At 34.3% G+C, this 12,036-nt stretch carries 12 protein-coding genes, 3 tRNA genes and 1 pseudogene; 10 read left to right on the top strand and 6 right to left on the bottom strand.

The window, feature by feature from the left end:
* Positions 1–247 (top strand): annotated as a pseudogene (locus tag DRF58_RS16655) (IS91 family transposase); the annotation flags it as partial.
* 214 nt (positions 248–461) lie between these two features.
* Here DRF58_RS16655 and DRF58_RS16650 read toward each other — a convergent pair.
* Positions 462–707 (bottom strand): hypothetical protein, encoded by a 246-nt coding sequence (locus tag DRF58_RS16650; RefSeq protein WP_116037020.1) that lies wholly within the window; start codon positions 705–707, stop codon positions 462–464.
* A 140-nt stretch (positions 708–847) separates the two neighbouring features.
* A complete protein-coding gene (locus tag DRF58_RS16645) occupies positions 848–2,134 on the bottom strand; it encodes an adenylosuccinate synthase (protein ID WP_116037018.1) in 1,287 nt (428 codons plus the stop codon).
* Positions 2,135–2,649: 515 nt separating this feature from the next.
* Between DRF58_RS16645 and asnB the strand changes: the two genes are divergently transcribed.
* Complete coding sequence (gene asnB, locus DRF58_RS16640; protein WP_116037017.1) at positions 2,650–4,311, top strand: asparagine synthase B; 1,662 nt, start codon at positions 2,650–2,652, stop codon at positions 4,309–4,311.
* A 38-nt stretch (positions 4,312–4,349) separates the two neighbouring features.
* Here the strand turns inward: asnB and DRF58_RS16635 are convergent, their stop codons facing one another.
* From DRF58_RS16635 to DRF58_RS16625, 3 genes are read right to left on the bottom strand one after another with little or no spacing between them, the layout of a single operon-like run.
* Positions 4,350–4,814 carry a hypothetical protein gene (locus DRF58_RS16635; protein WP_116037015.1) on the bottom strand — a complete coding sequence of 155 codons (465 nt, stop codon included), beginning with the start codon at positions 4,812–4,814 and terminating at the stop codon, positions 4,350–4,352.
* Entirely contained in the window at positions 4,815–5,195 is a 381-nt protein-coding gene (locus DRF58_RS16630) for a RidA family protein (RefSeq protein ID WP_116037014.1), read from the bottom strand.
* A 46-nt stretch (positions 5,196–5,241) separates the two neighbouring features.
* The gene (locus DRF58_RS16625) at positions 5,242–7,866 is read right to left on the bottom strand and encodes a putative LPS assembly protein LptD (RefSeq protein WP_116037012.1); all 2,625 of its coding nucleotides are present in this window, start codon (positions 7,864–7,866) and stop codon (positions 5,242–5,244) included.
* 42 nt (positions 7,867–7,908) lie between these two features.
* On the opposite strand from DRF58_RS16625, the gene DRF58_RS16620 reads away from it, so the two are divergent.
* The 8 genes from DRF58_RS16620 to aroQ all read left to right on the top strand — a co-directional run bounded on the left by DRF58_RS16620 (position 7,909) and on the right by aroQ (position 11,616).
* On the top strand, positions 7,909–9,195 hold the full coding sequence (locus tag DRF58_RS16620) for an N-acetylmuramoyl-L-alanine amidase family protein (RefSeq protein WP_116037010.1): 1,287 nt from the start codon (positions 7,909–7,911) through the stop codon (positions 9,193–9,195).
* A 59-nt stretch (positions 9,196–9,254) separates the two neighbouring features.
* Positions 9,255–9,326 (top strand) — tRNA-Glu (locus tag DRF58_RS16615).
* 284 nt (positions 9,327–9,610) lie between these two features.
* Complete coding sequence (gene rpsT, locus DRF58_RS16610) at positions 9,611–9,865, top strand: 30S ribosomal protein S20 (protein WP_116037009.1); 255 nt, start codon at positions 9,611–9,613, stop codon at positions 9,863–9,865.
* A gap of 11 nt (positions 9,866–9,876) precedes the next feature.
* Positions 9,877–9,948 (top strand) — tRNA-Glu (locus DRF58_RS16605).
* 89 nt (positions 9,949–10,037) lie between these two features.
* Positions 10,038–10,109, top strand: a tRNA-Glu gene (locus DRF58_RS16600).
* A gap of 305 nt (positions 10,110–10,414) precedes the next feature.
* On the top strand, positions 10,415–10,762 hold the full coding sequence (locus DRF58_RS16595; protein WP_116037007.1) for a hypothetical protein: 348 nt from the start codon (positions 10,415–10,417) through the stop codon (positions 10,760–10,762).
* Positions 10,763–10,950: 188 nt separating this feature from the next.
* Positions 10,951–11,181, top strand: coding sequence for a DUF5763 domain-containing protein (locus DRF58_RS16590; RefSeq protein ID WP_123902438.1), 231 nt, complete (start codon positions 10,951–10,953; stop codon positions 11,179–11,181).
* Between the two features lie 27 nt (positions 11,182–11,208).
* On the top strand, positions 11,209–11,616 hold the full coding sequence (gene aroQ / locus DRF58_RS16585) for a type II 3-dehydroquinate dehydratase (protein WP_116037004.1): 408 nt from the start codon (positions 11,209–11,211) through the stop codon (positions 11,614–11,616).
* A 131-nt stretch (positions 11,617–11,747) separates the two neighbouring features.
* Here the strand turns inward: aroQ and DRF58_RS18425 are convergent, their stop codons facing one another.
* Positions 11,748–11,918, bottom strand: coding sequence for a hypothetical protein (locus DRF58_RS18425; RefSeq protein ID WP_157966748.1), 171 nt, complete (start codon positions 11,916–11,918; stop codon positions 11,748–11,750).
* Between the last annotated feature and the right edge of the window lie 118 nt (positions 11,919–12,036).

Here is a 12,036-nt window from a genome sequence, read left to right as displayed (position 1 = left end):
ACCGAAAAGATTTGTAAAAATCCGTCATTATGGTTTTTTGAGCAGCACCTGGAAGCGTATCAAGCTTAAAAATCTACAACAAAAATTAGGCATCCAGCCCAAAGAAAAGCTTCCGCCAAAAGCTTTTCAGCCGAAATGTAGTTGTTGTAAAGTTGGAAATTTGGTAACGATTGCCACGTTCGATCTTCGAGGTCCGCCAAGTTGGTTTTTGGAGATGAGCCGAAACTTTGAAAAGCCTAAAATCTAGCATTTTGGGTAAGGGATTTTATGCCCAAAAGTGAAGGAAAACACGATAAAACCGTGAAAAAACACCAATATTAGTCACAAAAAAAGAGACTCTTCCCGAAGTCTCCTGTATCTCTTTAAAATTTTCCGTCGATAAACCCATAATGCTGAAAAAAGCTCCCGAAGCTTCCGTTCAACAAGGTTTTCATTGTTCGTGCTGCGCACGCAACGAAAACTTAGCTATTAGCTTCGGCTTTTCTTTCTGCTTCTTTTTCCTCTTCTATCTTATTAAGACTGTCTTTTTGTTTTTCAAAAGATATTTTTTCTTTTTCTATAGCGAGTTTTTGTTTTTCTAACTCAATTTGTCTTACTTGATAATCGAGCTTCTGCTGTTCCAAGGAAGCTGTTTGCAACTTTTCGTCTTTGTTACAAGAAGATAATATTAAAGTTGCTGCAAAACCTGTTACAAATAACTTTTTCATTATCGTTTATTTTTTCACAAAATGTGAATTATTGAAAAGGTATTTTCAATTATGATTCCAAAATTGATTATAAAAAGTTAAAATTTGTTAATAAAAAAAGCCAGGAAATCTCCTGGCTTAGTAATTATATATATTATTGCTTAGAATAATTCTTTTCTAATGATATTCTGAGAACGCTCTGGTCCAACAGAAACCAAGTAAACATTAATTCCTAAATGCTCTTCGATAAACTCGATGTATTTTTTAGCATTTACAGGAAGTTCATCATAAGATCTTGCATTAGTAATATCCTCGTCCCAACCTTCCAATTCTTCGTAGATTGGTTCATAATCATACAATTTGGTTGTAGAAGATGTAAAGTAATCAATAATTTTACCATCTTCTGTTTTATACTTTGTAGCAATTTTCAAAGGATGAATACCTGTAAGAACGTCTAATTTTGTAATTACCAGATTATTAATTCCATTCACCATACAAGCATGTTTCAGAGAAACTAGGTCTAGCCAACCTGTTCTTCTTGGTCTTCCTGTAGTTGCACCAAATTCGAAACCGATCTGTCTGATTTTTTCTCCTAGTTCATTATCTAATTCTGTTGGAAAAGGACCATTTCCTACTCTAGTTGTATAAGCTTTTGCAACACCTATTAGATTCTGCAAAGCCGTTGGCGGAACTCCAGCTCCTGTACAAACACCACCAGTAGAAGGTGAAGATGAAGTTACAAATGGATACGTTCCAAAATCGATATCCAACATCAAAGCCTGTGCTCCTTCAAAAAGGATATTTTTACCGTCTTTTATCGCTTCGTTGATTTCCAATTCTGTATCAACGATTCTATCTTTTAACAATTCTCCCAAAGCAAGAAATTCTTGATAAATTTCTTCAACATCCAAAGTTGGTTTCTCGAAGTATTTCTCGAAAAGAGAATTTTTAGTTTTAAGATTTTTTTCTATTTTTTCTCTTAGAACTTCAGGATTCAAAAGATCGATCATTCTAATACCAACTCTTGCAATTTTGTCTTCATAGCAAGGACCAATTCCTTTCTTCGTAGTTCCAATCTGCGTTCCACCTTGCTCTTCTTCTCTATAAGTATCAAGCAAAATATGATAAGGCATAATTACGTGCGCTCTTCTACTGATGAAAACATGATCTGTTCTCAGACCCTTGCTCTCTATCTGATTGATTTCTTTTACAAAAGCTTTAGGGTTTACCACCACTCCGTTAGCGATGATACATTTGCCTTTACACTGCAAAACACCAGAAGGCAAAAGATGCAATACAAATTTTTCATCACCTACATAAACCGTGTGACCAGCATTATCTCCACCTTGAAAACGTACGACATAGTCTGATTTAGCCGATAAAACATCCGTAATCTTCCCTTTTCCTTCGTCTCCATATTGGAGACCTACAACTACGTAAGTTGACATATTTTTTTACTTTTTATAGATTATTTGCAAAGTTATATTATAAATACGGCTTAGCAAAATCAAACAAAATAAAAAAACCCTCTTACTATGAATAAGAGGGCAAAAACACAAATGATGAAAAAAATTATAAATGCATTTGAAGTAATCACTTACTTCACATCTACAATACAATTTCCGGTGCAAAAATCGTACATTTTTTATTATTTATCCTAATAAAAAGTGAAATTTATTTATCTAAAATATTTTTTCATAATTAATTAATTTCAATTAAATAATTCAACATTTTCAAAAATTAAAAGCTTTTTTTCATAAATACCATAGAAAAAAACACAAAAACACAAACTTCTACATATAAAAAATAAAGCACAGGAGATGTTTTTAATTGAAAATAAGAATATATTAAACCAAAAAAGATTATTTAAGAACTAAATTAAACTTAAAACAAAAATTAATTTTTGTTTTAAAATTTCAAATCTATTTTTGCAATATAATTTTAATCAAAAACAAATAAAATAATGTGTGGAATTGTATGCGTGTTTGACACCAAACAAAAAAATGAAGTAATAAGACCTCAGATCTTGGAAATGTCTAAAAAAATCAGACATCGTGGACCAGACTGGTCTGGTATATACCAACACGAGAATGTGATTTTTTCACACGAGAGATTAGCAATCGTAGATCCAACCTCGGGCAAACAACCTTTATTCACAAAAGATAACAAAGTAGCATTAGCTGTAAACGGCGAGATATATAACCACCAAGAATTAAGAGCTGAATTTCCTGATTACGAATTCCTAACTCAATCTGACTGCGAAGTAATCTTAGCATTATATAGAAGAGATGGAAAAAACTTCCTTGAAAAACTAAACGGAATTTTCGCATTCGCATTATATGATGAAGAAAACGACGCTTACCTCATCGGAAGAGATCATATGGGAATCGTACCATTATATATGGGTTGGGACAAAAACGGAAGTTTCTATGTTGCTTCTGAACTCAAATCTCTTGAAGGCGTTTGTAACAAAATTGAAGAATTTCTTCCTGGACATTTTCTTTACAGCAAAGACGGGCAAGAGTTACAGAAATGGTACAAAAGAGACTGGACAGAATTCGAAAATGTAAAAGATAACGAAACAGATATCGCTGCTATCAGAAAAGGGCTGGAAGAAGCGGTCCACAGACAATTGATGAGTGATGTTCCTTATGGCGTACTACTTTCTGGCGGTCTTGACTCTTCGATTATTGCTGCTGTAACGGCAAAATATGCAAGACAAAGAATCGAAAGTGGTGACACGCAAGAAGCTTGGTATCCAAGACTACACAGTTTCGCGGTTGGATTGGAAGGCTCTCCGGACTTGGCAGCAGCTAGAAAAGCGGCAGATCATATCGGTTCTGTTCACCACGAAATTAAATATACTGTTCAGGAAGGTCTGGATGCTATCAAAGACGTTATTTATCATTTGGAAACTTACGATGTTACAACAATCAGAGCTTCCACTCCGATGTACCTCTTGGCAAGAGTGATTAAATCTATGGGAATCAAAATGGTATTATCTGGAGAAGGTTCCGACGAATTGTTCGGAGGTTACTTGTATTTCCACAAAGCACCATCTGCACAGGCTTTCCATGAAGAAACAGTGAGAAAATTAGGTAAACTTCATCTTTATGATTGCTTGAGAGCTAACAAATCCTTGATGGCTTGGGGAATAGAAGGACGAGTTCCTTTCCTTGACAAAGAGTTTATGGATGTTGCAATGACCATTAATCCAAAAGATAAAATGGTAACACCTGAAAGAATGGAGAAATGGGTTCTTAGAAAAGCTTTTGAAGACATCCTTCCAGAAAGTATTGCTTGGAGACAAAAAGAGCAGTTCAGTGATGGTGTTGGCTATTCTTGGATCGATACTTTGAAGCAAGTTGCAGAAGATGAAGTAACGGACGAAATGATGGCGAATGCTAAATTCAGATTCCCTATCAATACACCAATGAGTAAGGAAGAATACCGATACAGAACCATCTTCGAAAGTCATTTCCCAAGTGATTCTGCTGCAAGCTGTGTGCCTTCTGTACCATCTGTCGCTTGTTCAACACCTGTAGCCTTGGAATGGGATGAAGCTTTCAAAAAGATGAACGATCCAAGCGGAAGAGCAGTGAAAGTTCACGAGACTGCTTATTAGAAATTATTTAAACTAACTACAACAGAAAACCCACAAACTTAAGCTTGTGGGTTTTTATTTTTTACGAGCAATTGCTTTTTTCTTTTTTCTCTTCTTTTATAAATAACTTCTGTAATCTTACCGCCAATCCAGGAGAAAGGAAAGAAAATCAAAAAGATAGATATCTTATAAAAAACAGGATGATAAGGATAGAGAATAATATCCAACATCGCAATAAACAACATGATGAAGCCTATAAGGATTGCATAAGCCACTTTAGCGTACTTTACAATCATTGCGGTTACGACTCCTCCAATCGTAACACCCAATCCTCCGAAGAAAAGCAGCGCGATATAAAAAGAGTCTTTGCCCTGGACAGATTGCAATAGTAACTCCCAATGGCTGAAAGGCGCAAATTGCTTGTAGGTAATCCACGAGGAATCTATCTTCACCCCTAATGTGATAATGAGAGCAGCGACTGTTAAACCAGCCAAAACACCTAATGTATTCCTTAGAAAATTCATCTAGTCTTTATAAGCAATCATAGAGATTTCTACATCTACATTTTTTGGAAGGCAAGACACCTGTACTGTTTCTCTTGCTGGGAATTGATCATTATTAAAATAAGAAGCATAAATCTCGTTCACCACAGCAAAATCATCCATATTTTTAAGAAAAATAGAAGCCTTCACTGCATTATCAAAATTCATATCAGCAGCTGTTAAAATCGCTTTTAGGTTTTTCATCACCTGATGCGTTTCTTTATCAATACCTTCTACCAGCTTTCCAGTTTCCGGATCTACAGGGATCTGACCAGAGATGTATAATGTTCCATTAACCAAGGTTGCTTGCGAATAAGGTCCGATAGCAGCTGGAGCTTCTGACGTATGAATGATCTTCTTCATTATTTAATTTTAATTTTTACAAAACTATATAAATTTTCCTTAAATCCTAAAAAGTACTATTAGGCTGAGTAAAACTTCTCTCTTTATATTTAACAGCATCTTTCAAGATATTAGCTTTGATCCCGATAAAGAAGTCATAAACCTTATACTGTCCAAATGGGACCCAGTTGAAGGTAATCGTAAAACTACGTTGGTCTCTTGCAAATCCTAGACGAGTATAACCCAAAGTTTTAGCCTCTACATCATAGTTTGTACTTCCGTTGATGTTCCAGTAGGGTGTTAGTTTTATACTACCATCTAATCCTATTGTTGCAACTTTGGTTCCAAGCCTTGTCAAACTTCTGGTGTAGGAATAGTTAGCATTCACATTCAAAGTCCAGGTTGGGGTGTAGTGGGAATAATTATCATCATCAAAAAAATAATTCTCATTCCTGATTTCTCCCTTCTTCTTATATTTTTTTGAGAGTTCTTCTTTCTTTCCAAAAATAGCCTCGCTCATTGGATAGGACAATTGCATGTTGAAGCCTTGCAAACTAAAATGTCCAAAATCCTCTGTTCTTACCCCCGTATCACTACCTTCCGTAAAAGCTATCCTATAAGGCTCTAATGTAAGACTGGTATTGACATTCAATTTATTATTAAAGAAAGAAGACTGCCCATTAACCGTGAAAACGGACCATTTGTTTTTTTCTGCAGCAAAGTTGTAGCCTCCGGAAACGTTTAAGTTTTCAAAAATTTTCACCTTTTTTACTCCGGTAGAGTCTGATTTGGATCTGACTTTCATTTCCAAATTATTGGCAATATTGAAACCAACACTCTGTGTAAGTCCAGAAGACGGCGCGCCATAGATCCCTCCATCAAAAATAGAATAAGGCGTCATCTCTCCTCGGGCATTAGAATAATCCTTAAAATAACCCCACCCCTTTGCTCCAAAATCTGGAGAGTAAGTAAAACTCATACTAGGTGTTACCATATGACGTACAGCTACAATGGGTGATTTTTTACCAAATTGCTTCTGCCCATACAAAACTGTTTGCAAGCTGGCACTGGTAGAGAACGTGGTGTATCCCGCGATACCTTTTTTATAATCATCCTCTACAGCATTGGTCAAAGGATTATAGCTTCTTTCTAATGTTTTGGTGGTAAGCACATTATCTGCATTAGCCGATAGACTGAAGGTAAAATACTTGGCAACCGTTGTATTGGTAGAAAGTGAAATATTATTTTTAGCACCTGTTTTCAGAGCGTCCCACATTTCTTTTTTGAAAACCTCGCTCTCGGTCGTAGTTACATAATTACTAAGAGCCAAACCTGTATTCACATTAATATTTTCCAACAATCCTGTTCTTACCCCTGTTTTGGGTTTGAAAAGATAAAATTGATTAATAGCAACCGTCATTTCTGGCAAACGAATATCTGTATTTCCAGTTGAAAAATTCTGACTATAAGACATACTCGCATTGATGGTAACAGGGAGTTTCAAAAAACGCTTTGTCATACTGACTCTCGAGTTCTGTTGTGTATTAAGAACACTTCCGTTGAAAGCATAACTATTATTAACCGTATTGGTATAAAAGTTACGTCCACTTACAATGTCCACACTAGCATTGAAAGTCAAATATGGATTAGCTTTAGAATCCTGAGAATGCCTCCACGCAATTCTAAAAGTCTTGGCTTTGGAATAGTCATCCAAACCTTTGATACCTCGAATCGTAGTACCATAATCTGCAGCAAAGTTCCCAGAGTATCTATACTTTTTAAGATAATTAAGTTCTGGTTTGAAGTTCCAACTACCCTTTGTATAAATATCTGTTAACAATTTCAAATCAAAATGATCCCCGATAGGCTGATAATAGCCAAGACCATTCAGGAAGAAACCAACATCCTGGCGTTCTCCAAAACTTGGCATCAAAATACCTGCCGCTCTCTTATCCGAAAAAGGCAAGATGGCAAACGGAAGAACCAATGGCGTTGGAACCTGCTCTATAAAAAACTGAAATGGCCCCGTAACAACCTGTGAGTTTTTTTTTCCTTTCAGTAGCTTTATATAGTTAGCAGAAATATGGTAATCTGGAAGAGAATCCTTCTTTTTTATAAAGTATTCATCTGTGGTCATTATAGCATTATTCATCACAAAGACCGAGTCATTATATTTTTTGGTTTTCTTTGCGACAATCACCCCCTCACTTTCTTCCGTTCTCGCATTGAAAGCAATTGCTTGCTTAGTTTTGGTATTATAGATAACCTCACTGTATTCATATTTCTTCCCAGCTTGCGTTGCAATAGCAGGGGTTATGATTTTCCCCTTCTCGTCTTGTTCGCCCCTAGCATAGATTTTCCCAGTTTCCCACTCATACCTAATGTAATCTGCATCTATCTGCATATCCTGATAGATGATCTGAGCTTTTTTGTGAAGTGTAGTCTGTTTGTTTGTAATGGAAGAAGTAATTTTTCCTTCTGCCTTCATCTTCGCAACATCATCCAGCTGCTCTTTTGGGATGATGGTATCTTTCTTTATTGCTAAAGAGTCTTTCCTTATATTTATAGAGTCAGCAACATCATTATTTTTATCAATATTTTTAGGCACAGTTTGTGATAAAATATTGTTAAAAATTAGGATATTTAAAATTAGTAATATACTTTTGAAAATACTTCGAGCCAATGCAGTCATTCTGAAATTGGGTTCAAAATTAATTAAATTTTAAAGATTAAAATGATTAGGCCTACACTTTATAATAAATTTTTTTTTCTGTTAACATTTTTTATTAGTTTAAGTTACTTTTATTCACAGAAAAAATTTACGATAGTCCTAGACGCAGGACACGGTGGCAGCGATATTGGAGCGAATAGAAACTATAGTGATATCGGCAGTGTTCAAGAAAAAAATGTAACACTAGGTATTGTGCTGAAATTGGGCAGGATGCTAGAAAAAAACAAAGATTACAAAGTTATCTACACCAGAAAAATAGATGAGTATCCATCATTAACCAATAGAACTGATCTTGCCAATAGAAGCAAAGCAGATCTTTTTATATCAGTTCACGTCAACTCTTCACCAAGTAAAAGCGCAACTGCACAAGGTACGGAGACATTCGTACAAGGTCCTAATCAAAACAAAGCCAATCTAGATGTGGCAAAAGCCGAGAACGATGTGATCTTCCTAGATGAAAAAGATAAAGAGAACTTCGCATCATACAATCCTAGTTCACCTGAATCTCTCATCGCTCTCAAAATTCAACAAAGCAAATACCTAGAAGCAAGCCTTATCATTGGCGGTTTGGTAGAAGAAAACTTTGTTAAAAAAGACAAAAGAATGTCTCGCGGTGTAAAGCAAGAGAACCTTCATGTCCTTAGAATGAACGCAATGCCTTCCATCTTGATTGAAACCGGTTTTGTCAACAATTACGATGACGCTCATTATATATCTACGGAAGAAGGGCAGCAAGCTATTGCTGAAAGTATTTTCAATGCTATCACGAGCTATAAAAAAATGGTGGATAGAAATGTAAAAGAGCCAGAACCAGAAAAGCCGGTTGAACAGCCTCTGAAAAATGACTTCAGAATATTACTAATGAGTAGCCCTAATAAATATACCACAGAAGATTCTGCCCTGAAAGGCTTGAAATATATCTTGACTATCAAAGAAAATGGATTCTATAAATATTATTACGGAACAACAAATTATGCTTCCGTAAGAGATAACAATCTAAAAACAGCTAAAGATGCAGGTTTCCGAAACTCTATGGCGATTAGTTTTGTTCCAAATCAGACTTTAGGAAGCAGCAGTTATTACACAATCGAAATCTATGTTGGAAAAGACAAACTAGATTCCAAATCCAACATATTGAAAACCCTTCCTGAAATCATCAGAAATAAAGAAAACGGAACGTTCTATTATACTTATGGTAAATACAAAACTTTGGAAAAAGCTGTAAAAGCACAAAAAGACTTTGAAAGCAAAGGAATAACCAATACTATTATCGAGAAAAAATCGAAATAGATAAAATCATTTGCTAAAAAAACATAAAGTATTTACTTTTGCAGTCCTTAAAAAGATATGGCCTATTCGTCTAGTGGTTAGGACTCAAGATTTTCTTTCTTGCAACAGCGGTTCGATTCCCCTATAGGCTACAGCAAAAAATCAAAAATGAAAGCTCCTCAAAAAAGCTTTCATTTTTTTTACCTGAAAATCAAAACTTTAAAAAAACAGAAAAAAAAACATTTTGAATTCTAAAAAATATCCATACTTTTGCACCGCCTTAGAGGAGAAAGAAAATATAAAACATCTTTTGTAATTAAAAAATCATATTGAATCGTTAATTAGTTTCTATTAGGCAAAACAAAATTTTAATTTTTTAAAAAAAAGTTTGCAAATTAAAAAATAGTTTTTATCTTTGCACCCACATTTGAACGATATGGCAAATCATAAATCAGCATTAAAGAGAATTAGACAAAACGAAGCAAGAAGACTTCGTAACAGATACTACCACAAAACTGCAAGAACAGCGTTGAAAGCGTTGAGAAACGAAGAAAACAAATCTGCAGCAGTAGAGCAGTTACCTAAAGTTATCTCTTTGTTGGATAAATTAGCTAAGAAAAACATTATTCACAAGAATAAAGCTTCTAACTTAAAAAGTAAATTAACTAAGCACGTAAACGGTTTAGCTTAAATAAAGTCCTTGGCCCGTTCGTCTATCGGTTAGGACCTCAGGTTTTCATCCTGGTAAGAGGGGTTCGATTCCCCTACGGGCTACTTAAAATATCTTCATTAATTTTCTGAAGGTATTTTTTAAAGACTGTTTTATTTTAAATAACACAGTAAAATCTAAAGAAAATTAACTTGGCCCGTTCGTCTATCGGTTAGGACCTCAGGTTTTCATCCTGGTAAGAGGGGTTCGATTCCCCTACGGGCTACTTAAAATACCTTCATAAATTTCTGAAGGTATTTTTTTTGTTTAAATATCAACGCCTAATCCATCTATCAAATCTGTTGGATTATCTAGTTTAATATCTTTGAAAAAAAACACATATGTACATCATTATTGCAATCACTTTGGTTCTAGTAACCTTATTCCTCATCAATTCTAAATTTTTCGATGGACTAGAACAAAAAAACAAGAAGCTTCGAGTTTTGTATCTCGTCGACATCAACATTTACAGGTTTTTTAATTGCGTTAAGTCTTAATACTTTTCTGTCAGATATCAATCAAAAGAAAAATTTGGTTAAAGTTTTGGATGTAACCAATCTTTCATCGGAAAATAGCGAAACGAAAATACTAGGAATGTATCTTAATGCAGCAAAAAAAAGAGTAGACATCTCAGAAATTATTCAGTACGCACCTGTAGAAATTCCAAAACTTTATACAAATCTGGAAACAAACTCGTTGGTTAGCGATTATTTATTATCAAATGCATTTCAGGCATACATTTTGTGTAACGACAATCTGCAAACTTTTGTAAAAAAAACAAAAGAAGATTTTAAAAAATCTACTGAGGAAACTAAAAAATCAGCCAATGAAGAAATCGACAAGGCTAAAAAGAGTCTTAATAATCTTTTAGGTAAATAATTACACCAAATCAAGCACTATATCTTAAAAATCCCCAGAAATTTCTGCGGATTTTTTATATTTATAGACATCAACTTATTATGAGGTCACTTTCTACTCTATTTTTTTTATTCAGTTTTATTTTTGTTAGCTCCCAAACAGTTTATTATACGCCGAGTGGACAAAAATATCATACAGAAAATTGTAGAATGGTAAAAAAAGCATCCAATAAAACAGACCTCAATTCTGCTTTGGAAAAAGGATTAACGGCTTGTAAAATTTGTCAACCCATTTCTACTTTAAGAATTTCAAGTTCTGGAAAGAAAAAGACTTCTGGAACAGAAATTACAGTTCAGTGTAAAGGAACTATTAAAAGCGGAACTCGATGCAAGCATAAAACAAGTATTGGCAATGGTTACTGTTTTCAGCATCAGCCTTAATTTTATATCTTTGAAAAAATATTCTGAATGAAAATCCTCATCATCAACGGACCAAACCTAAACCTACTTGGAACACGTGAACCGGAAATCTATGGTTCAGTTACTATGGAAGATTATCTTTCGTATTTGAAAAATGAATTCGGTTCTGATGAAATTTCTTATTATCAATCCAATATCGAAGGTGAGTTGATTAACCGTTTGCAGGAAGATGATTTCGAAGCTGTGGTCATTAATCCAGGTGCTTTTACTCATTATTCTTATGCGATTTCAGATTGTCTTAAAAATATCAATAAACCTAAAATAGAAGTTCACATCAGTAACATCTACAAACGTGAAGAATTCCGGAAGAAATCTGTGACTGCGGAAAGTTCTGATTCTGTAATTTCCGGATTCGGGATGAAAGGTTATAAATTGGCGATACAAAGTTTGAAATGATTTTAAACACATAGACATATAGATTTTTATAAATTTCAAAACAAAAAGAGAAAATAGTTAATCATTCTATTTTCTCTTTTTTACTAACAAGAATAAAGATTTATTCTATGTGACTATGTGGTTTATATTTTCTACTCTATTTTAACAAAGAACTTCCCAACTGGTGTTCCTTCTGCCATATTGCTTTTGGCTAATATCAGCCAATACTCTCCTTTTTGCTTGGTTTCGTATTCTATTGTTTGCGTAAAAGGTCCGTCGAATGTATTGTCCGGCATTCTGATTTGATTGAATCTTAAATTCATTGGTTTTTCAGTTTTTAAATAACCTGAGTTCGGGATAAGAAATGAAATAAAATTTGCAATGAAAAGTAATAATTCGTATATTTAAGTTTCTGAAATTCAAATATTTAACGAATTATTA

It is taken from the genome of Epilithonimonas hispanica (genome assembly GCF_003385395.1).
GTDB classification, from domain to species: Bacteria; Bacteroidota; Bacteroidia; order Flavobacteriales; family Weeksellaceae; genus Epilithonimonas; species Epilithonimonas hispanica.
The sequence above is the reverse complement of the archived record's forward strand: the minus strand, read 5'-3'. Positions and strand labels throughout refer to the sequence as shown.

Bases quoted from the DNA above. Each gene is read 5' to 3' on its own strand.
- DRF58_RS16650 (WP_116037020.1), bottom strand. From the start codon at position 707: ATGAAAAAGTTATTTGTAACAGGTTTTGCAGCAACTTTAATATTATCT.
- DRF58_RS16645 (WP_116037018.1), bottom strand. From the start codon at position 2,134: ATGTCAACTTACGTAGTTGTAGGTCTCCAATATGGAGACGAAGGAAAA.
- asnB (WP_116037017.1), top strand. From the start codon at position 2,650: ATGTGTGGAATTGTATGCGTGTTTGACACCAAACAAAAAAATGAAGTA.
- DRF58_RS16635 (WP_116037015.1), bottom strand. From the start codon at position 4,814: ATGAATTTTCTAAGGAATACATTAGGTGTTTTGGCTGGTTTAACAGTC.
- DRF58_RS16630 (WP_116037014.1), bottom strand. From the start codon at position 5,195: ATGAAGAAGATCATTCATACGTCAGAAGCTCCAGCTGCTATCGGACCT.
- DRF58_RS16625 (WP_116037012.1), bottom strand. From the start codon at position 7,866: ATGACTGCATTGGCTCGAAGTATTTTCAAAAGTATATTACTAATTTTA.
- DRF58_RS16620 (WP_116037010.1), top strand. From the start codon at position 7,909: ATGATTAGGCCTACACTTTATAATAAATTTTTTTTTCTGTTAACATTT.
- rpsT (WP_116037009.1), top strand. From the start codon at position 9,611: ATGGCAAATCATAAATCAGCATTAAAGAGAATTAGACAAAACGAAGCA.
- DRF58_RS16590 (WP_123902438.1), top strand. From the start codon at position 10,951: ATGGTAAAAAAAGCATCCAATAAAACAGACCTCAATTCTGCTTTGGAA.
- aroQ (WP_116037004.1), top strand. From the start codon at position 11,209: ATGAAAATCCTCATCATCAACGGACCAAACCTAAACCTACTTGGAACA.
- DRF58_RS18425 (WP_157966748.1), bottom strand. From the start codon at position 11,918: ATGAATTTAAGATTCAATCAAATCAGAATGCCGGACAATACATTCGAC.